15 protein-coding genes and 1 tRNA gene are annotated in these 20,104 nt (G+C 44.1%); 12 read left to right on the top strand and 4 right to left on the bottom strand.

Annotated elements, in window-relative coordinates; genetic code table 11:
• The first annotated feature begins 99 nt into the window (after positions 1-99).
• The 4 genes from QA601_16840 to clpX all read left to right on the top strand — a co-directional run bounded on the left by QA601_16840 (position 100) and on the right by clpX (position 3,544).
• Positions 100-181 (top strand) — tRNA-Leu (locus QA601_16840).
• 56 nt (positions 182-237) lie between these two features.
• A complete protein-coding gene (gene tig / locus QA601_16835) occupies positions 238-1,509 on the top strand; it encodes a trigger factor (GenBank protein ID MDG5816766.1) in 1,272 nt (423 codons plus the stop codon).
• Positions 1,510-1,699: 190 nt separating this feature from the next.
• Entirely contained in the window at positions 1,700-2,284 is a 585-nt protein-coding gene (clpP, locus tag QA601_16830) for an ATP-dependent Clp endopeptidase proteolytic subunit ClpP (protein ID MDG5816765.1), read from the top strand.
• Between the two features lie 6 nt (positions 2,285-2,290).
• Positions 2,291-3,544, top strand: a complete 1,254-nt coding sequence (clpX, locus tag QA601_16825) for an ATP-dependent Clp protease ATP-binding subunit ClpX (GenBank protein MDG5816764.1) — start codon at positions 2,291-2,293, stop codon at positions 3,542-3,544.
• Between the two features lie 375 nt (positions 3,545-3,919).
• Here the strand turns inward: clpX and QA601_16820 are convergent, their stop codons facing one another.
• On the bottom strand, positions 3,920-4,903 hold the full coding sequence (locus QA601_16820; protein ID MDG5816763.1) for a transposase: 984 nt from the start codon (positions 4,901-4,903) through the stop codon (positions 3,920-3,922).
• 367 nt (positions 4,904-5,270) lie between these two features.
• Between QA601_16820 and QA601_16815 the strand changes: the two genes are divergently transcribed.
• Both QA601_16815 and QA601_16810 read left to right on the top strand, forming a co-directional pair.
• Positions 5,271-6,236: a phosphotransferase gene (locus tag QA601_16815; GenBank protein MDG5816762.1), complete on the top strand. Its 966-nt coding sequence runs from the start codon at positions 5,271-5,273 to the stop codon at positions 6,234-6,236.
• A gap of 774 nt (positions 6,237-7,010) precedes the next feature.
• On the top strand, positions 7,011-7,808 hold the full coding sequence (locus QA601_16810) for a hypothetical protein (GenBank protein ID MDG5816761.1): 798 nt from the start codon (positions 7,011-7,013) through the stop codon (positions 7,806-7,808).
• A 684-nt stretch (positions 7,809-8,492) separates the two neighbouring features.
• Here QA601_16810 and QA601_16805 read toward each other — a convergent pair.
• Entirely contained in the window at positions 8,493-9,677 is a 1,185-nt protein-coding gene (locus QA601_16805) for an FAD-dependent monooxygenase (protein MDG5816760.1), read from the bottom strand.
• Between the two features lie 253 nt (positions 9,678-9,930).
• Here QA601_16805 and QA601_16800 point away from each other — a divergent pair, with 253 nt between their 5' ends.
• The 3 genes from QA601_16800 (at position 9,931) to QA601_16790 (ending at position 11,274) form a co-directional block, all read left to right on the top strand.
• Positions 9,931-10,176, top strand: a complete 246-nt coding sequence (locus QA601_16800) for a DUF504 domain-containing protein (protein ID MDG5816759.1) — start codon at positions 9,931-9,933, stop codon at positions 10,174-10,176.
• Between the two features lie 114 nt (positions 10,177-10,290).
• Positions 10,291-10,581, top strand: a complete 291-nt coding sequence (locus tag QA601_16795) for an RNA-binding protein (protein ID MDG5816758.1) — start codon at positions 10,291-10,293, stop codon at positions 10,579-10,581.
• Between the two features lie 33 nt (positions 10,582-10,614).
• Entirely contained in the window at positions 10,615-11,274 is a 660-nt protein-coding gene (locus QA601_16790) for a phosphoribosyltransferase (GenBank protein ID MDG5816757.1), read from the top strand.
• 55 nt (positions 11,275-11,329) lie between these two features.
• Here QA601_16790 and QA601_16785 read toward each other — a convergent pair whose 3' ends face one another.
• The gene (locus QA601_16785; GenBank protein ID MDG5816756.1) at positions 11,330-12,082 is read right to left on the bottom strand and encodes a hypothetical protein; all 753 of its coding nucleotides are present in this window, start codon (positions 12,080-12,082) and stop codon (positions 11,330-11,332) included.
• A gap of 449 nt (positions 12,083-12,531) precedes the next feature.
• Here QA601_16785 and glgB point away from each other — a divergent pair, with 449 nt between their 5' ends.
• A complete protein-coding gene (glgB, locus tag QA601_16780; GenBank protein MDG5816755.1) occupies positions 12,532-14,514 on the top strand; it encodes a 1,4-alpha-glucan branching protein GlgB in 1,983 nt (660 codons plus the stop codon).
• Between the two features lie 57 nt (positions 14,515-14,571).
• On the opposite strand, the gene QA601_16775 is transcribed toward glgB, so the two are convergent.
• Entirely contained in the window at positions 14,572-15,309 is a 738-nt protein-coding gene (locus tag QA601_16775) for a phosphatase PAP2 family protein (GenBank protein MDG5816754.1), read from the bottom strand.
• A 134-nt stretch (positions 15,310-15,443) separates the two neighbouring features.
• Here QA601_16775 and glgA point away from each other — a divergent pair, with 134 nt between their 5' ends.
• Positions 15,444-16,949 carry a glycogen synthase GlgA gene (glgA, locus tag QA601_16770; protein MDG5816753.1) on the top strand — a complete coding sequence of 502 codons (1,506 nt, stop codon included), beginning with the start codon at positions 15,444-15,446 and terminating at the stop codon, positions 16,947-16,949.
• A gap of 136 nt (positions 16,950-17,085) precedes the next feature.
• Complete coding sequence (locus QA601_16765) at positions 17,086-19,632, top strand: discoidin domain-containing protein (GenBank protein MDG5816752.1); 2,547 nt, start codon at positions 17,086-17,088, stop codon at positions 19,630-19,632.
• Positions 19,633-20,104 lie beyond the last annotated feature (472 nt).

The raw sequence follows: 20,104 nt of genomic DNA, 5'->3' as shown, positions 1-20,104 counted from the left end.
GTGAAGAGGAAAAAAGATGGGCATAATTTAAGAGGATGATTGATATTTAATGCTCAATTACTTATTTTGTAACGCTTGCACCGAAAATATGGTGAATACGCGAGGATGGCGGAATTGGTAGACGCGCCAGACTTAGGATCTGGTAGGGAGACCTGTGGGGGTTCGATCCCCCCTCCTCGTATTTCCAACTTTTTGATTCTTACTTAAAAACATTATACTCAGGAGGAGACCTGTCCGTTGAAAGCAACAGTTTCCGAACCAGCGTCCTGGAAGCGCACAATAGAGATCGAGATACCTGAGCAGCAGGTGCAGGAAGCATTCGATCAGAAACTTAATAAGTATAGACGTGAAATAAAGCTGCCGGGTTTCAGGCAGGGAAAAGTTCCGGCCAATTTGGTTAAGCAGCGCTTTGGTGCAGAAATCAGAGCCGAAGTAGTTGATGAGTTGGTTCAAAAGTCATACAAAGATGCCTGTTCAGAGAATGAAATCGTTCCTGTATCACCTGCAAGTGTAAGCGATGTGGAAGATAAAGAGGGAAAGCCTTTAAAGCTTACAATAGAAACACAGGTTGATCCTCCTATAGAGATAAAGGGTTACGATAAGCTAAAGGTTAAGGTTAAGACTCCAAAGATTAAAGACAGTGATATCGATCAGGCAGTTGAGGACCTTAAAAACCGTTTTGCTGAATTCGAAGATGTCGATCGGCCGGCAAAGAAGGGTGATCACATTCGCTTTGAATATCGCAAGGTGCTCATAGATGGTGAAGAGCAGGAGGGGGTAAAGAACCCTGAGTATCCTGTTGAGCTTGGTGGAAAATCGCAGCTTAAGGATTTCGACAAAGCGCTTACGGGCCATTCTGCCGGTGATGTGGTTGATGTCACGGTTAATTTCCCGGAAGATTACGAAGAAAAAGCCGCTGCAGGTAAAAAAGGCGAATTCACTATCGAGATTAAGGCAGTGCAGGAGAAAAAAGTTCCCGAAATCGATGAAAAGTTTCTAAAGAGTCTGGGCGACTTTGAAAATGAAGCTGCTTTACGGGAACGCATAAAGCAGGATATGGAGAGCCAGGCAAAAGAGCAGGCAAGAAATAAGGCAATTGATGAGGCTATTGGCACGCTTATTAAAGAAAACCCGTTTGAGGTCCCGCCTGCAAGAATAGATGCTTTTGTTAATTATATGTATGAAGAGTCGCAGAGATATCGCCGGGGTGATGAGCCCATGCCCTCTAAAGAGCAGATTGCAGAGCAGTATCATGAGACTGCAATAAACTCAATAAAGAGGCAAAGAATTATCGATTTTATCGCTGATAAAGAGAAGGTTAAGGCTACTCAGGAAGAGGTCGATCAGGAAATTAAGCGTCTTGCTACCATGTATAATCAGGACTTTGATACATTAAAGCAAACGCTTCGAAAGAACGGAACTACCAACAGGATCAGAGCTGATCTGAGGGAGAAGAAGACTTTGGATTTTCTGATCGGTGAGAGTGAAGAGGAGAAGGAGAGCAAATAGTTTCCTCTTTTGCTGAGAACAATTTTTTATATTACCAGATAACCGGTCTCTCTTTTCAAGGTGGCCGGTTATTCTGTATCTGGGTGAAAAACCGGGTCTTTCCCGCGCCCACCTTTGCACCACTGCAATTTGAAATAAAACACGACAATAAAAGCAGGGGTCTGCACTAACATCTGAAAGGAAAACAAATATGCCACTAGTACCAATGGTTATCGAGCAGACAGGTAGAGGAGAGCGCTCCTATGATATCTATTCCAGGCTTTTGAAGGAGCGTATTATTTTCTTGGGTTCAGAGATAGAAGACACCACTGCGGATCTGGTTATGGCCCAGCTTATATTTCTGGAATATGAAGATCCGGAAAAAGATATCACTATTTACATAAATTCTCCCGGTGGTGTTGTTTCATCCGGACTGGCGATTTACGATACTATCCAGTATATACGGCCTGATGTTTCGACCATATGCATTGGACAGGCTGCGAGCATGGGAGCTGTTTTACTCGCTGCTGGAACCAAGGGGAAGCGGTTTGCACTGCCTCATTCCAGAATCATGTTGCACCAGCCTATCGGTGGAGCTGGCGGACAGGCATCCGATATTGCCATTCATGCAAAAGAGATCGTGCGTGTTAAAAAGACACTTACCGATATAATCCAAAAACACTCCGGTCAGGATATGGAAGTAATCGCTCGGGATACTGACCGGAACTTCTATATGTCAGCCCAGGAAGCAAAAGAGTACGGGCTGGTTGATGAAATTTTGACAGCAAGGGAATAGTAGTATATGTCATCAAGACCCCGATATCCGGGAATAAAGTGTTCATTCTGTGGTAAAGGACCCGACGAAGTAAGCAAACTTATCACAGGACCATCCGTACATATCTGTAACGAATGCGTAGGTATGTGCACCGAAATATTAGATGAGGAACGATCAACTGTTTCAGGCGATCTGAGTTTGGACTCTCTTCCTACTCCAAGAGAGATAAAAGAGTATGTAGATCAGTTTGTAATTGGGCAGGATAATGTGAAGATGGGTGTTAGCGTTGCAGCTTACAACCACTTTAAAAGAGTACTGTCACGATCTCAGAAGGATTCAGACGGTATTGAGATTGAGAAGTCCAACATGCTTTTGGTTGGACCAACCGGTACCGGAAAGACACTGATCGCACAGACTCTGGCGCAGCTGATGAAAGTGCCGTTTACAATTGTGGATGCCACTATTTTCACTGAAGCAGGCTATGTGGGTGAAGATGTGGAGAATATGCTGGTTCGGTTACTTCAGGCTGCAAATTACGATGTTGCCAAGGCCGAAAGAGGAATTATCTATATCGATGAGTTTGACAAGATTAGCAGAAAATCGGCCAATCCTTCCATAACCAGAGATGTCTCGGGTGAGGGAGTGCAGCAGGCGATGCTAAAGATTTTGGAGGGAACGGTTGCAAGTATTCCGCCTAAGGGGGGCAGAAAGCATCCTGAGCAAAATCTTATTCAGATCAATACCAGAGATATACTTTTTATCTGCGGTGGAGCATTTGAAGGGTTAGAGAACATCATTGAATCTAGGATTGGTAAAAGCCGTATGGGATTCAATGTAGATGTTCAAAAGAAGAAAGAGGCGACCGTAGGGGAGATGCTTCAGTTGGTTGAGCCGGATGATCTGATTCGTTTCGGTCTTATACCAGAGGTTGTAGGGCGTATACCTGCAGTGCTTGGACTCGATGAGTTAGATGAAGACGCGCTTCTTAAAATACTCACAGAACCGAAGAATGCCCTTACCAAGCAGTACCAGAAGCTCTTTTCCATTGAAGGGGTACGGCTTACATTTGCCCGTGATGCTTTACGAGAAGTGGTAAAAATTGCTCACTCTAAGAAGACCGGTGCACGGGGTTTAAGAAATGTTTTGGAAACTTCTTTGGTGCCGGTGATGTATGATATTCCATCACGGGATGATGTAAAAGAGGTTATGGTTACCAGAGGGGTAATTTTAAAGGAATCTGAGCCGGTGTATTCATTTAAGAAGGATAAGAAGATCGCTTAGTTGTTTAGGATGTGAGTGGAGATAGAGTTGAGCCCGGGGAGATATGTCCTTGGGCTTTTTTATTTGGTGGGGGGAAGAGGGACGGACTGTGTTTAATGCTTTTCTCTGGAATTGGGTACGGACTGTTTTTAGTGCTTTCTCCAGAAAATATGTAACTGAACACAAGTTTTGATAAACCCAAAGGACCAAATTCACCTCAGGCCTTACTTTATACATTAGTAATACGATGTAGTATGAGTAGTAATGTGTTTTATTCTTAATTGGTATATTATAAATAATTGGTCTCGGCGCATTTGAAGGGCATTATATGGAGACCAATTAAAGAGGGGTTTGAGGGAAAAAAGAGAATAGGTGTTACAGGTACTTCAACTAATGCTATAAAACTGGATTTTGATGCAATGCCTTTTTATTTTTGTCTTCCTGTTCAGATAGACGTATTACAGATCCAATGCTGATACTAAGATATTCTGCAATTACAGTACACGGAATTAGTTCCACTTTGTGTGCTAAAAAACAAAACTTGGCGCGAGCGTCTGTGATTTTATTCAGCCTACCACGTTTGAACACGTCACTGGGTTTGATTTTGTATTCATTACATACCGATTCCATGATAGTTTGAAGTATTAAGGGATAATCTGAAACACGGTGTTTTCTGTTGAGATTATTTTTGTATTTTTCAAGAGCGTTTCTTACGAAATGGGGGTCTCCTATCACAGCAGGCCAACCTTTGCACGATATTTTTATTTCCATATTATACTCTTCTGGTAATTTTCCCGCACTTTTCAAGCTATCAAAACAAAAATTGTCATCGCAAAAGGCCTTATAATTATTTACCCCCGCTAGTTCATCATTGCCAAATCGGACCAGGCACTCATCTCTGTCCTGAAAACTCTCACCCATGGATCCAGGGTTTCCAAGCAAAAATCCATGTCCACACCATGAGTATCTTTCTAATTGTTCTAAAGACTTAACTTTACCGGCCCTAAGGGGGTTGAGATGAATGTATTTGATTAATTGAGCAGCATATCCCTGGTCCTGACAAATTACTGATTTAAATCGGTTTTGAAACAGATATCCCCGCCTTTTATGTTTTTTATTGTAATACTGAGCATATCCTCCATTTAGTGCTCGCATGAGTTTACTCATAGGTAGATAATTTGTTCTGACGAGTAGGTGGTAATGGTTATCCATCAATGTCCAGGCGTAGCACTTATATCCAGTCTTCCTTAACCCCTCTTTAAGTCTTTGAAGAAAGTCGTTTCTATCAGAATCGTCAACAAAAAGCTCTCGTTGATCTATGGAATGAGCCATTATGTGAGCTAACGCACCTGGTGATTCAATACGTCTTGTCGTTGGCATATCGACCTCTTGTTTTTGGTGGGAGTGATGTAAATGGTTAGCGAGAAAATAAAGCAAAGATAAAGCCAAATGTAAGGAGGCTACACACGGTAAAAGACGGCATTGAGATTACAATATTTAGAATTTTGCTTCCCAAAATAAAAAAAAATCTAATTGCAATTAGTTTGTTTTATTTGAAGTGTTGGTTTTGGAATTAAAAGTACTAAAAGGCGGTCCGTACCTTGTCTTCTTCCAAAAACGAAAGTCCGTACCTAAAAAATACAGACATTAAAAATAAAAAAACAGTCCGTACCTTACTTCCAATACCTCCAATGTACTATTTTTACTACTCTAACTCTCATAAACCTCTCATAACTATCAAAAACTCATGAACTCATTAGTTGAAAATGTCGTAAAAAAATTAACCGGCGCACAAAAAATCCTTACCTGCAGAAACATTCAAACCCTTTGGAGTGGTTATGGTCAGATTCTGCGCCTACAACTGAAAAACGCAACCACCGATCAGGTAATTGTTAAACACATACGATACCCTGATGCTAAAGCTATTTCCTCTCCTACATCACACAACCGAAAAATGCGATCCTACCAGATTGAACTTCGGTGGTACCAACAGTTTGCTTCTAACTGTAATCAATACTGCCGTATTCCTTGCTGTCTTGGCACTCACGCAGAACAATCGGAAATAGTAGTAGTTCTTGAGGATTTAACTGATTCGGGATTTTCAAAACAACACAGATCCGCTAACCAACAGATTGCTCAAACAGGGCTCAGGTGGTTAGCGCATTTTCATGCTGCTTTTATGGCAGAAAAACCTCGGGGGCTTTGGAAAACGGGCACTTACTGGCATCTGGCCACCAGAAAAGAGGAACTCAATCGACTCGGTGATCAATCACTTAAAAAAGCTGCACTAGCTATCGACACAAAGCTTCGTCAAAGCCCGTTTCAGACAATTGTGCATGGAGATGCTAAACTTGCAAATTTTTGTTTCAGCAAAAATGGAAAATCGGTGGCTGCTATTGACTTTCAATATGTAGGCGGGGGATGTGGAATGAAAGACGTAGCGTATTTTCTGGACAGCTGTTTTCCTGAAGCTACCTGTGAACGGCTTGTTAAACCCATGCTTGATTATTATTTTTCGGTACTGCGTAAAGCTCTTTTACTGCGAAATAAAGCCATCGATCTTAATGCCTTAGAAGAAAATTGGCGTGTTTTATACCCGGTTGCCTGGACCGATTTTTATCGTTTCTTAAAAGGGTGGACTGATGGGTACTGGGATCCAACCAGTTACAGCGAAAGGCTGGCTAAAGAGGTGATTAAAAAGCTGGGGTCATAGAAAATTAAAGATCAAAAAAAATGAATTTGGGATCTGATGGTTACAACGCCAACTTTTATCCTGTTAAACACTACCAGGTCACCACTGCTGCTCAAAATTTGACTAGCTGAATTGTTTGATTTTTGACATTATGGCTTGAAAAACGTATCTCGCTTTTCTTTTGCCAGGACAGTTCAAATGGCTCCTGAAGCAATCCGCTCACACTAATAGTACCCAAAACTTCTACTTTGAATCTGATACTTAAATTCAGGTTCAAAGGTAAAGGTAAATGGATAGGTTCGACGCCTAAAGCTGTAAGGGTCGAGCCTTACAGGTAGCACAGTTTTTAACATAAGCAACTTAGGTTATCTTATAATGAACAGTAAAACTGCTGGTACAGTCTCCATGTACGGTGTTTGTTAGAGTAGCTTGTCTGAACAGAATAAGGTCCTAAATAAAGCGAGTAGCTTGCAGCAGCATGGAAACCCAAACGGAACTATCACCTACCAACACAAAAATCCTTTTGTTCTGTTTGTAGTTTATGAAACAAGATATATACTCTTTAAACTCTGGGAATCTAAAGCCTAAGCGAGCATAAAACTGGGGCTTTTATTGCTAATTCAAATATCATATAAGCTTTTTCTTAGCTAGTTATCCTATTTAGACAGAAACATAAAGGACCTTTTTCAGTTAAGTATACCCGCTGTAAAAAGTACAGTTATAGCTAAGGTGAACTTGTTAATTTTAGCGTTCTATTTAAAACAAAAATCACACTTTTTGAAAGGTGGTTTATCCATGAATTGCAGAAAAACGCTCTCTTTTACTTTTATGGTAATAGTGGTACTTACCATTAACAGCTGCTTAAACCCATCATCTTCTTCAGACCGCGATTCATCAGGTAGCGAGCAGGGTGTTATTGGAGTATGGGAAGCTGTAAAGATGGAATCAGGAGAGTCGATGTCTGACCTGAGAGAAGTTCCCCTATACAGCGTACCTGTTATTGAATTTACCGTTAACGGAGAATTTAAACTGGACGAAGTAGTAAATGGGACCTATCGTGAAGGTAGGTTATATGTAGAATACGAAGATGAAAGTATATTCTTTGGGGGGTATGAAATTGATGAAGATCAACTCATTGTATTCACTCAAATCGATGTTAACGAGCTGACAAAAATTACCTTTATTAAAGCAGGGACTGCTGATTATAGCGAAATAGTTGAAGAAGAACTTTTGGGTCTTTGGAAAGCGATGGAATATCAAACCGGTGACTCAGAATCTGATTTAACCAGTGAACCTTTCCAGGATCCATTTTTCATCGAGTTTGCAGATAGTGGAAGATGTATAATTCGCAAGCACAGCGTAGATAGTGGAACTTATGCCAATGGCACACTAAGGATTCAGGCTGCGGGTTACAATGTTCATTATGGAGAATATGAACTCATTGATAACCGGTTATATATTGATGTGTCATTTGGTACACCAATAGTACGGTACATATTCGAAAAAGTTGATGATGATCCGGTAGATGGTGATCCGGTAGATGGTGATCAGGTAGATGGTGATCAGGTAGATGGTGATCAGGGCAGCACCTGATATAACAGTGCTCATTGGTGCTGAAGAAGGGAGAGTAGAGGAAAAAAAATGAGCTCTATACACTGAGACTTGAGCAGTGAAAAGGGAAAAGAGCACATCTACAATTTTCATTTAACCACTCATTGGAAGGAAATAGTAGAATAAAAGAGAATGGGGTAACATAACCTAGAAAGGCAAAATTGTATAGGTGAATTTTTACTGTCGTTGACCAGCTTTGCTATGAACCAGAATATGCCAACAGAAATTCAGTGTCTGGGGTATAAAGAGACCATTCTTGTGGTTTTGGCACCCAAGGCGCTTGCTATAGCTGCTTCGGGTTAAGATCGTGTTATATGGTGCAGGCTCTAGTATTGGTGTCCAAAAAAAAGTAGTAGTCGCTCTTTCAGGACACTTTTCTTTGACGTGTTGTCTCCCAGGGCACTTGCCCGGCATTTACCCTGGGCTATTAATGCTAAATGCCCAGTTCAGGGCTTGCTTTAGTAGCTGGCAGGAGGGCTAAAATTTGTTATACTGTTTCTTCTATTAGAGATACTAACACAAGTAGATACGCCTTCTTGTACCTCGAATTTAAATCGGGAATTGATCAGCCATCATTGCAAAAATCTTGATAAAAAATAACGAAAACACCAAACAATACGGGTGGTTTCCTTCACTCGCCATTAAACTCACAAAGCCAAACAGTTTTTAGTTGATTGCAGCATACTTTTCTCGTTGAGATACCCTAAAAGAGGGGACCACAAGAGAACTAATCAGCTGAGACGCCTGAGAGCTGAAAGTGGCGGTTCTTAAAAGGGGGTTTGAGATCCAGGGAGTATGGAATAGGCGTTTTAGTTTAGCGGCTGATTTTAATTGATATTCAAAAGATTCTCTCCACAGAGAATCAAATATTCTGGGATCACCGCACTTTAGCGCCTGTGAAGCCAGTTCCGCAGAGTGTAGTGCAAATACCGCTCCTTCTGCACTGAGCGGATGAACGTGTCCCGCTGCAGCACCTAACAGAAGCCAATTTTTACCGGCACAGGGTAGGTCAAAAAAGGAGGGAGATGTAGCGCCGGGGAGAAATGAAGTCCAGGGAGAGTGGAATTTATGGAAACCAAACCGTTCTTTGACTATCGTTTCAAGACGGCTTTTTCTTCCTCTGCTTGTGGCACAAGGGCCAAATAAGCCGATGCGTAATTTGTTTTTATCTGAAGTGATTTTCAGCACCTCGCTTCTCTCTTTTAAAAATTGTATCGATTGCTTCATTTTCCGATCGCTATTGACATAAAACCCCGTTCCAAGGGAAAGGTGCTGATCACTGATGGGCTTTGAAACTGAGTTTCTAACCAGACTGTGCACTCCATCTGCTCCAATCACTATACGACAACGAATCTCACCCTTCTCCGTTTTCACAATCCACCCCCCACGTTCCTGGGTGAGGTTTAATACAGTTTGTCGTACACAGAAGGAGCCTGCCTTTTGAGCTTTTTGCAAAAGGAACTCATTTGCTGGACTGTTTGCTGATTGCAGGGCAGTGATTTGTTGCTTAAGGAGTAGAGCCTTGCCCCCGGGAGAGAGGACTTGGGTCGACGTTTCTTCACCTGACTGAACGCCAAGCTTTGTGAGCGCGGAGGGAATAGAGGAATTTTGAAAAGATAAATTGGGGTTTAAATTGTGCTCTTTGTCCATTTTGTCAAACACTACATTTTCTATTCCCTTAAGGGCCAGAAAATAACCAACTGCTGCACCTGCTATCCCACCACCCACCACAGCAACATCCACTGTTCGAATAGTGGAGCTGTTATTTTTTTGCGCAGCGTTTAATAAATCGGAGAATAGAAGAGCGTCTGGGGAGTTGGGTTTTATGGATTTTTGGAGAAGCGTTGCCATTTTTTCCTCCGGTGCAGCAATTAAACGTTTAAAACAATACTATTCTCCCCTTGGTGGGGTTTTCTTTTCCTACTAAAGGGAACAAATCAACAGCTGTGCCATATCCCATTGCTCTTGTGGATTGAAATTGGGTGGTAATTACGGGGGGGGATTTCTCAAATCTTTTCTCAACTGCGGGAAAATTTCCGCTCTGTGCGGTTTGCTGCGGGGTAATTACGGTGTAAGGGATGCATTTTGCTGTTTAGAAAAACATATGGAACCGGTAAAGAAGATATTGGACCGAATTATTTGGGATAGGGACTTTTCTGCTGATGCTACTTTTGTACTGATGTATGAAGACCGTAGAATGGGACTGGTAAGTATTGGTTTGGAAATGATTGAGCGACTTGACCCGCTCTCTTTTACTGCCCGTGATCAGGAGGATAGAACCTTTACTGTACCCCTTCACCGAATCAGGAGGGTGTACCGTAATGGAGAGCTGATATGGAAAAGGGGCTGATGGGGGATGTTACCGTTGCTGAGGCAGATGGCATGCTTTTTGTATTGGTAAGAGGGGCAGAAACTGAACTAACATGATAAAAGCTTGTTTTCAAGATCAAACCGGAGGGGTTAAATGGCTCAAAAACTGTATGTTGGTAACATTTCCTGGGGAGTAACCGAAGAGAAGTTAAAAGAACTTTTCTCAGACATTGGAGAAGTACAATCGGTGGCAATTATTAAGGATCATAATACTGGTCGTTCCCGCGGGTTTGGGTTTGTAGAGATGGAGAACGCTCATGAGGCTATTCTTCAACTTAACGGTAAGGAGTTTGAAGGGAGAAGCCTGAGGGTTAGTGAAGCAACCGGTCGTAAGCCCAAAAGTGTGGGAGATTACGGGCGCAGTGGTTACGGTGGCTCTATTTAAATTCAAGAAAGAAAAACGATTCGGAGGGTAGAGATGGCTGAGCGCTACGGCAACAGAAGTGAGGCTGGCAGGGAACTGGTAAAGTATCTTGATCATTATATAGGAACATCAAACCTTCTGGTGCTTGGGCTTCCAAGGGGCGGGGTAGTAGTGGCCTACGAAATAGCATCATTGCTCGATTCCGATCTGGATATATTTCTGGTTCGAAAACTTGGCACTCCGGGAGAGCCGGAGCTTGCAATGGGAGCTATAGCAGAGGGAGGAATAGTACAGCTGAACGAATCGGTGGTAAAATTTCTCTCTATTTCTAAGGAAACAGTTGAGCAGGTTGCAGAGGAGCAGCTGGCAGAGCTGCGCAGAAGGGAGCGGATGTACAGGCAGGGAAGAGAACCGTTTGATATACGCGGTAAAGCGGTAATCGTTGTCGATGACGGCCTTGCAACCGGTGCAACCATGAAAGTCGCTCTTGAGGCTATAAGCCGGCAAAATCCGGAAAGATTGATCGTTGCGGTTCCGGTAGGATCACCATCAACCACAAGAGAGATACGGGGAAAGGCTGATGATGTGATCTGTCCCCTTCAGCCGGATAATTTCACCGCAGTGGGCGCCTGGTATGATGAGTTTGACCAGACCAGTGATGAGGAGGTGATAGAACTGTTGAAAAAAAGAAGAGAGGAGCAAGAAGGGAAATAGGCTTTTGCTCTTTGAAGGGTAACCACAAACGGATCATTTTTGCCAACAACGGGGCTCAGTTTCTGTTAACCCTTGTTCTCATCACTACACTGGTCATTGTTTCTGCATTCAGGGACAGAGGGAATGCTGAGTAGGATGAGCGCCATTGCTGACCATTACTGAACGTGACGGTGCTTTTAACAAGCACAATATAGGGACCGGGAGCAAGAGGTAGATATTTCTCACTTTCGGGAAAAAGAGTTAGGTTTATACGTCTGTTGGTCTCTGTATTAAGGATGCTGAAGTGGTAGGTGTAGTTTTTTCTGGAGCGTAGTTTAAGAAAGGTAAAATCCTGTCTACGGGCATGCTCAAGAAGGGTATTCCATTCTGTTCTGTATTGTCCCTGAACCGGAAATATGTCGCTCCAAAGTTCGCTAAAACGCGTTGGGGTGAGACGGGATCTGTTTGTTCTTAATGGATAGTTTTGACCTTCTGTTTTATCCATAACCCGCTTTAAGCCATCGATAATCTCAGGTGTTAGTTGTGGAAAGCGTTTTACAGGCTTAAAGCTGTTTTCCACATAGCTGTTGATCTCTTCAAGCCACTCTGAGGGTGCACGGGTAACACTGCTCTGTCGTGCATTGGGAAAAGGGATTGTAGCCGAAGTCTTTATCGCTGCAGTGGCATAGTTATCTAAGGCGCTCTGATAATCACCGGTAACTTCTGCTTTTTGTGCCTCTTTTACAACACCTGCTGGCCTTGTACAAGAGCTGAGCATAGATAAAGTGATGAAAAGGCAGGTAAAAATTAAACTCGTTTTAAAAGGCATCAAACCCCTCCGATCAGTCCAAGCAAAGTAAGCAGTTCCGGTAAACAGTTCATGTTCCGGGTTCAAAAAGAGGGTATGGCAACATGAAGGCTTAAAACAAAGCCTAAGTTATAATATTAATTAAGGACAGGTTAAAAAGTAGTGACTTTTATCTATTTAAATATTAAACTATACTGCACATACTACCTTCCCTGGAACTATATTGTTTCTAATCAAGGTAATAGCAGTACTCTATAAATGTTCACAGAAAAAGTAGTGGGGCATGATCCTTATCGTTGGTACGTGTCCTACTTTGGTTACAGCTGCATTAGTGGTGAGGAAGTGACGGTGTCTGGCTCTTTTGGCGCGAAATTTGCTCCAAAGACAAAGCGCACAACACAGACACGATTATGTTCGTCAGTTCACCACTACTGCCGAAAAAAGCTCTATGTACTTGAAGGGAGATGTTAATGAAAGCATTAAAAACCTCACAGAAAATCGAAAAGGTACAGAGCGGGGTGACGCTTCTGACCGATTACGATATCTACCTTTTTAAAGAAGGTAATCATTTCAGGCTCTTTGAGAAACTGGGAGCACATGTAACTACCATCGATAATATAAAGGGTACATTTTTTGCCGTCTGGGCTCCAAATGCCAAATATGTATCGGTTGTTGGTGACTTCAACAGTTGGGATTCCAAATCCCATCCCCTCACTGCACGATGGGATGGTTCTGGTATATGGGAGGGGTTTATCCCGGGGCTTGAGGAGGGAATCCTCTACAAGTTTCATCTCGAGAGTAACGTTAATGGCTATACTGCTAACAGAGGTGACCCTTTTGCTTTTATGTGGGAAGAGCCGCCTAAAACAGCTCCTATTATTTGGAATCTGGACTATGAGTGGAATGATCATCAATGGATGCAGACCAGAAAAGAGAAAAACAGTCTCAATGCTCCTCTATCGATCTATGAAGTACATATCGGCTCCTGGCAGAGAAAAGTGGACGAAAAGGGGGTAGAGAGAGCACTATCATACCGAGAAATGGCTCCGGAGCTTGCAGACTATGTGAATAAACTGGGCTTCACCCATGTAGAATTTCTCCCCGTAATGGAGCACCCCTTTTATGGTTCATGGGGATATCAGACCACCGGATATTTTGCACCAACAAGCAGATATGGTACACCACAGGATTTTATGTACCTTATCGACTATCTCCACCAGGAGGGTATTGGGGTTATTCTGGACTGGGTTCCCTCACATTTCCCCGGCGATGAACATGGGCTGGCTTATTACGATGGTACCTGTATCTATGAGCACTCAGACCCCAAAAAGGGCTTTCATCCGGACTGGAAGAGTTACATCTTCAACTACGGAAGGCATGAGGTTCAGGCCTTTCTTTTAAGCTCAGCGATGTTTTGGATCGAGAAGTTTCATGCTGATGGGCTTAGGGTTGATGCGGTGGCTTCTATGCTTTACCTCGATTACTCAAGAAACGAGGGTGAGTGGATCCCAAATGAGTTTGGTGGAAGGGAGAACCTTGAAGCGATCTCCTTTTTAAAACGGTTCAATGAAGAGATCTACAAATCCCATCCCGATGTTCAGACTATTGCTGAAGAATCTACTGCCTGGCCCATGGTTTCTCGACCAACTTATGTTGGGGGACTGGGCTTTGGTATGAAGTGGAATATGGGCTGGATGCATGATACGCTTCAGTACATGAGTAAGGAAGCGGTACACAGAAAGTATCATCACAGCGAACTGACTTTCAGTATGCTGTATGCATTCACCGAAAACTATGTGCTTCCTCTCTCCCATGATGAGGTGGTTCATGGCAAGGGGTCACTGGTGGATAAAATGCCTGGTGACGACTGGCAAAAGCTTGCAAATCTGCGTATACTGCTCAGTTATCAGTTTAATCATCCCGGCAAAAAGCTGCTCTTTATGGGAAGTGAGTTTGCTCAGTGGAATGAATGGGGCCATGATCAAAGTCTTGAGTGGCAACTGGCACAGTGGGAGCGCCACAGCGGTGTACAGCAGATGGTTAGTGATCTAAACAGAATCTATAAAGAAAATAAGGCACTTCATTTCTATGACTTCGATTCAAAAGGCTTTGAGTGGATTGACTGTAATGACTGGGAGCAGAGCATACTGGGATTTATCAGAAAAGGTCCTGAGGCACAAAGCAGAGTGTTGGTGATCTGTAATTTCACTCCCGTGGTAAGAGAGGGCTACAGGGTTGGAGTACCTCTGGGGGGATTTTGGGAAGAGATATTTAACAGTGATGCTGAAGTGTATGGAGGAAGTGGCGTTGGCAATGCAGGTGGGGTGAAAACGGATGATCTGCCCTGGCATGGACAACAGCACTCTCTCTTAATTACCCTCCCGCCTCTGGCTGCAGTGGTATTCAAAGTCGCGGAGAACAAAGACCCTGAAGAGTCTGAATGCGACCAGTAAGCCCTGTTTTCTAAAAGTGTAGGCAGAAGAAAAGTATCTTCTGCCTTTAATCTGTACCTAAAATTGCAGGCTAAGGCGCATTTGGAGCATCTCGGGGCTGATTCTGATGTCAAAACGGGGGTCAAGTGGTTGATAGGGCCCCATAAAGGATCGGTAAAAAAAGTTGGCAAAAAACTTACCCAGTAGTGCTCCGGTGATAAGGTCGGTGGGATGGTGTCTTCCCGATTCCAGGCGAGCCCAGGCAGTGGCTGCACTGAGCAGGGTCAATCCGCTTGAAGACAGTACTCGGTAGGACCGGGGAAAAGAGAGACTCTCAACGGTATTGATGGATAAGGTATTGCACAGTGAGCTAATTGCTACATGTCCTGAGGGGAAACTCCTAAAATCTGAATAGTCGGGGCGTTGCAGTTTCAGGCTCCTTTTGAGAAATTCGGTAGTGCCGATGGTAAAACCGGAGGATAAGAGAGTGGCCTGAAAGGCTGCTAAAGGTGATTGGGCGCGGTAGTTACCACCCGGGGGCATGTATTTTAAGCTATAAAGAAATGTTGTTGTACCGATGGACACAGTCCGTAAATAACCACTGACCTGTTCTGCCCGCTCTCTTGAACCGAATACCAGTGTGTTTTCTGAGGCCCATTTGGAGATGCTTTTGTCAGTTCTGGTAGCAGCGAGAGTAACTGCGGCTGCTGTACCTATCCATAAAGACGGGTCTTTAACGGTGGTAATAAATGCTTCTTTCACTCTCTTGCCGGAGGGCACTGTTGAAGGGTTTTCGAGGCTGTTTGTGAGAAACATTTTCGATGAGCAGCCTGAGGTGCTGAAAATCAGCAAGCTGCTTAGCAAAAGTAATGTAACCCTGGTTAGGGGTATGCTGAGAGCATCTGAATATATCATGCAGATAAAAATAGTTTGAGCAAAGGGCAAAAAGAATGCATGGAAAGCTAAATATTTTAATTGTTTCTTCAGAGATGTACCCGTACGCCAAAGTAGGTGGTTTGGGGGACGTTGTTTCATCATTGCCGGCGACCTTAAAAAAGTTTGGTCATGATGTGCGGGTGGTGATTCCAAGGTATGGCTCTATAGACATAGAAAAAAGTGCTGCATCTGTGCGACTTGAAAGTATGGGTGTTTGGATGGGCAACATGGAGGAGTGGTGCGCTGTTTTTGAGACAAAGTCACCCGCTGATGTACCGGTTTATATGATTGAACACACACACTACTTTGATCGGGAGGGGTTGTATCACGATAATGCAATGAATGATTATGATGATAACCCCCGACGCTTCGCCTTTTTTACCCGTGCTGCTCTTCAGCTTTGTAAGGATATAGGGTTTAAGCCCGATATCGTTCATGCCAATGACTGGCAGACCGCGCTTGCGCCGGCGTATCTGAAAGTGTGGCACTGGAATGACCCTGTACTTGGTGGTGCTGCTTCGCTGCTTACTATTCATAATGTCGCCTATCAGGGGATTTATTCTAAAGAGCATTATGACTACATTGGACTTGGCTGGCAGAATTTTAACCCTGAAGCACTGGAGACCTATGGGCAGGTAAATTTTCTCAAGGGTGGAATCCATTTCGCAGATGTGGTAACGGCGGTGAGCCCTACCTTCTCAAAAGAGATCACCTCTGCTCACGGTGGCTTTGGCCTTGCCCCCTATCTCTCCAATAAGGGTGAAAATCTCATGGGCATTTTAAATGGCATCGATTACGAGACCTGGGACCCATCAAAAGACCCCAATCTTCCGGCTCACTTCAGCTCCAAAAATATGAAGGGAAAAAGGGACTGCAAAGCTCACCTGCAGAAGAGTTTCGACCTGAACGTGGATGAAAATGTGGCTCTGATTGGTGCGATAGGGCGATTTGTTGATCAGAAGGGGTTTAATCTTATTGCCGAAGCAATTGAGGGAATTTTAAATGATATGCATGTGCAGTTTGTGATACTGGGAAGCGGTGAAAGTGGGCTTCAGGAGTATTTTGGAAATCTTCCTGTCCGTTACAGTGGCAGGGCCGGCTCCTATATAGGATTTGATGCTCAACGGGCTCACCTGATTGAGGCCGGGTGTGATTTCTTCCTTATGCCATCTCTCTTTGAGCCATGTGGACTTAACCAGATGTATTCGATGCGCTACGGGACGCTTCCGGTGGTGCGTGCCACGGGGGGGCTCGAAGATACGGTGCTGCAGTACAATGAGGCTACCGGTGAAGGAACAGGCTTTAAGTTTAGTGAACCCAACGCATGGGCGCTTTACTATACCGTTGGGCTGGCAGTGGCTACCTATTACGACAGACCTGCTCATATAAAAAAGATGAAAAAAATGGCTATGAGCATGGATTTTTCCTGGGAAAAAAGTGCAAACAAATATGTAGAGGCTTATAACAAAGCAATCGCTCACAAACGTATTACCGATAAGCATTCCCGCTACTACTGGTAGCAGAATATTTCTCTGCTGCCTCAGTTTTCTCAAGTACCTCAAACCATTTGTCGTATAAAACCTACTATATATAACCTGTGACTTATAAGCTTTATTGCTCGATCAGTTTAACTTTCATACTATAAGGAGATAGCCGGTGATAATTGGGGATGCTTTGTTTAAGAAAATGGCAGCTATTCTCTTGTTTGCTTCCATGTTTGTTTTTGCCGAAACTGAGGTTCATGTAAATCAGGTTGGCTATGAGCTTGCAGGGCCAAAGCGTGCGGTAGTGCAGTCTGCGGCGCAGCTTGCAGAGACGATGGCTTTTGTAGTGGATCAAAGTGGGAGTGTGGTGGATTCGATGCCTCTTGAACAGGGCGACAGAGTGCTTCAGTGGCGTGGTGGAAGAATTTTCACCGGAATCGATTTCACCGCTTTTGAGCAGGAGGGGACTTTCAGGCTCAGAGTAGGCGAGGTGGAGTCTCCCGAATTCAAGGTCGGTGAACGGTTGCTTTTCACCGAAACTTCTTACGATGCTCTGGTAACTTTTTTTAATGCATACCGCTGTACCGATGAAGCAATGAGGGATATACATATCCATGGTTCAGAGGGGCAGACACATGATCTTTACGGGGGATGGTTTGATGCATCAGGAGATCCGGGAAAGCATCTGTCCCACCTCTCCTTTTCAAACTATTTCAATCCCCAGCAGATACCCATGGTGGTTTGGTCGATTCTTCATGCCCTCGAGCTGTATGAAGATCATTTCGGACAGGAGGGTATTGAAGAGGCTGCCTGGGGTGCAGATTATCTGCTCAGATCACTCTCCCCCGAGGGTTTCTTTTATATGTCGGCCTTTGATAACTGGGGAGGCTCATATGGTGGTACTTCGGAATGGGAAATCACCGAATGGAGTGGTCCTCAAGGTGAACGCTCCGATGGCTATGAGTGTGGAATGCGTCAGGGAGGTGGTTTGTCTATAGCTGCTCTGGCAAGAACTGCCGCTAATGGAATATCAGGTGACAGCAGTGCAACTGCTTACCTTGATGGTGCAATCAGGGCATATCAGCACCTCAAGGACAACCCTACCGAATATCTTAATGATGGGACCTGGAATATCCTCGATGATTACTGTGCGCTGCTTGCTGCAACAGAGCTTTATAACGCCACCGCTGAAGAGCAGTACAGAGCGGATGCTGCCCAGTATGCTGCTTCGTTGCTGGACCGGCAAACTCAGCAGGGGTGGTTTTTCAGTGATGATGCACGCCAGCGCCCCTTTTACCATGCCGCCGAAGAAGGGCTTGTTCCCATCTCTCTGGTACGGTATGCTGAAGTTACCAGTCCTTCTGATATAGAAACCATTCGTGATGCTGTGAAAAGAAATCTTCTTTGGTATAAAGAAATTAGTGCTTCTGTTCATAATCCCTTTGGATATGCCAAGCTGTACAGAAATCCCGAAACCGGAATCGCTGCCGGGCCCGCAAACGGTGATCTTGCCAGAGGGAAAACAGCTACCGCGTCAAGCGTTGAAGAAAATTCCTATTTTACACCAGATAAAGCGCTGGATGGTGATACTTCCGGACATGGCAATCGTTGGGGAAGTGAATTCAACGATGATGAATGGTTTCAGGTTGATCTGGGTGATGTTTATGAAATCGACAGTGTCGTTATCTTCTGGGAAGACGCATATGCTGCTCACTATAAGATACAGGTGTCAACAGATGAGGAGACTTTTAGTGATATCGTTGAAGTAACAGATGGAAACGGTGGCAGGGAACAACTGAGTTTTGAGCCGGTTGAAGCCAGGTATGTTAGAATGCAGGGCATAGAGCGAATACTTGAATGGGGTGGTTACTCCATCTATTCCTTTCAGGTTTTTGGTGAACGCGGGGATGATCAGTTTGATCCTGAATCTCCTCAGCCATACTTTTTTATAGCACACGAGAATGAGACCGGCTACTGGTGGCAGGGGCAGAACGCACGTCTCTCATCCATGAGTGCTGCTATGGCAATGGGTTCTATTTTTGCAGATCCCAGCGGTGAGTTGTGGAGAGAACACTTTTATGAAATGTCCGTTAATCAGCTTAATTGGATTTTGGGAAATAATCCTTTTCAGTTATGTATGATGTATGGTTATGGAGAAGATACCGATAACTATCCCAGATATCCGGGAACATGGTCTATAGAAAATGTGAAGGGTGGTATATGTAATGGTATAACAGCAAAGAGGGGTACCATCTCAGAAGTCGATGAAGATTTTTACGAAGCCAGCAATCCCTACGATTTAGAGTGGAGAGTGCCTTCCGATTTTGAACAGGGTTGGCGCAGCTGGAGATGGATTGAGCAGTGGCTTCCCCATAATGCCTGGTATGTGATCGCGGTGACCTCCCTTACCGATAACATCGAAAACCCGCCGGTGTCGGTAAACAGAAGCAGTGTTGCTTCAGTCAGGCAGCAGGCATCAATGAAAGTTAGAAACATTTCATCTACCCACATTTCCCTTGACCTTGGCAGAGCGCTGGATGAAGCCACGCCGTTTGCTATCTACGATGTAAAGGGGAGAAAGGTGTTTTCCACTACTGTTGCCAGTGGGGTACGCAATACCGTTATTTCGATGCCCCGAGCACTTGCATCCGGTATGTATGTCTTAAGTCTTGAGCACAGAAGCGCTCCGGTGATGCTCAGGAGTGTGATGGTGAGATAGAATAGTTATAACTGTCGTTTCGTAATTTGCCCGGGGCGGTTGGTAATTGTCCCGGATTTTTTGTAAAGGAAGCCGTTTGCCCGTCACCGCCTTAGCATAGGGTCTCTCTTACCCTATAATAAATGAGGTCTAATAATGAACAATGAACGTTCATTTGAAAAAATGAGATTTTTATGGGGCTAAAGGCGATTGATTGGGTCACCCCCGGGCGTCAATGGTGAAAGCGTGAAAAGACCCGTTTGGGGGGACCCTTCGGCCTTAATCGCGGGAGGAACGGGAAATTTGGAATGTAGGAATGTATCCACACTTCAGCTGGGTATTATGGACAATGCACTTAAGCGGTTCCTCGAACATGTCCTGAGCGTGAGTCGAAGGTTCTCCTGAGCGTGCGTCGAAGATTGTCCTGAGCGTGCGTCGAAGATTGTCCTGAGGTGCGTCGAAGATTGTCCTGAGGTGCGTCGAAGATTGTCCT

It is taken from the genome of Chitinispirillales bacterium ANBcel5 (assembly GCA_029688955.1).
Classification (GTDB): Bacteria; Fibrobacterota; Chitinivibrionia; order Chitinivibrionales; family Chitinispirillaceae; genus Cellulosispirillum; species Cellulosispirillum alkaliphilum.
Note: the sequence above shows the minus strand (reverse complement) of the source record. Positions and strands in the feature narration are given on the sequence as shown.

Bases quoted from the DNA above. Each gene is read 5' to 3' on its own strand.
- clpP (MDG5816765.1), top strand. From the start codon at position 1,700: ATGCCACTAGTACCAATGGTTATCGAGCAGACAGGTAGAGGAGAGCGC.
- clpX (MDG5816764.1), top strand. From the start codon at position 2,291: ATGTCATCAAGACCCCGATATCCGGGAATAAAGTGTTCATTCTGTGGT.
- QA601_16820 (MDG5816763.1), bottom strand. From the start codon at position 4,903: ATGCCAACGACAAGACGTATTGAATCACCAGGTGCGTTAGCTCACATA.
- QA601_16815 (MDG5816762.1), top strand. From the start codon at position 5,271: ATGAACTCATTAGTTGAAAATGTCGTAAAAAAATTAACCGGCGCACAA.
- QA601_16810 (MDG5816761.1), top strand. From the start codon at position 7,011: ATGAATTGCAGAAAAACGCTCTCTTTTACTTTTATGGTAATAGTGGTA.
- QA601_16805 (MDG5816760.1), bottom strand. From the start codon at position 9,677: ATGGCAACGCTTCTCCAAAAATCCATAAAACCCAACTCCCCAGACGCT.
- QA601_16800 (MDG5816759.1), top strand. From the start codon at position 9,931: ATGGAACCGGTAAAGAAGATATTGGACCGAATTATTTGGGATAGGGAC.
- QA601_16795 (MDG5816758.1), top strand. From the start codon at position 10,291: ATGGCTCAAAAACTGTATGTTGGTAACATTTCCTGGGGAGTAACCGAA.
- QA601_16790 (MDG5816757.1), top strand. From the start codon at position 10,615: ATGGCTGAGCGCTACGGCAACAGAAGTGAGGCTGGCAGGGAACTGGTA.
- QA601_16785 (MDG5816756.1), bottom strand. From the start codon at position 12,082: ATGCCTTTTAAAACGAGTTTAATTTTTACCTGCCTTTTCATCACTTTA.
- glgB (MDG5816755.1), top strand. From the start codon at position 12,532: ATGAAAGCATTAAAAACCTCACAGAAAATCGAAAAGGTACAGAGCGGG.
- QA601_16775 (MDG5816754.1), bottom strand. From the start codon at position 15,309: ATGTTTCTCACAAACAGCCTCGAAAACCCTTCAACAGTGCCCTCCGGC.
- glgA (MDG5816753.1), top strand. From the start codon at position 15,444: ATGCATGGAAAGCTAAATATTTTAATTGTTTCTTCAGAGATGTACCCG.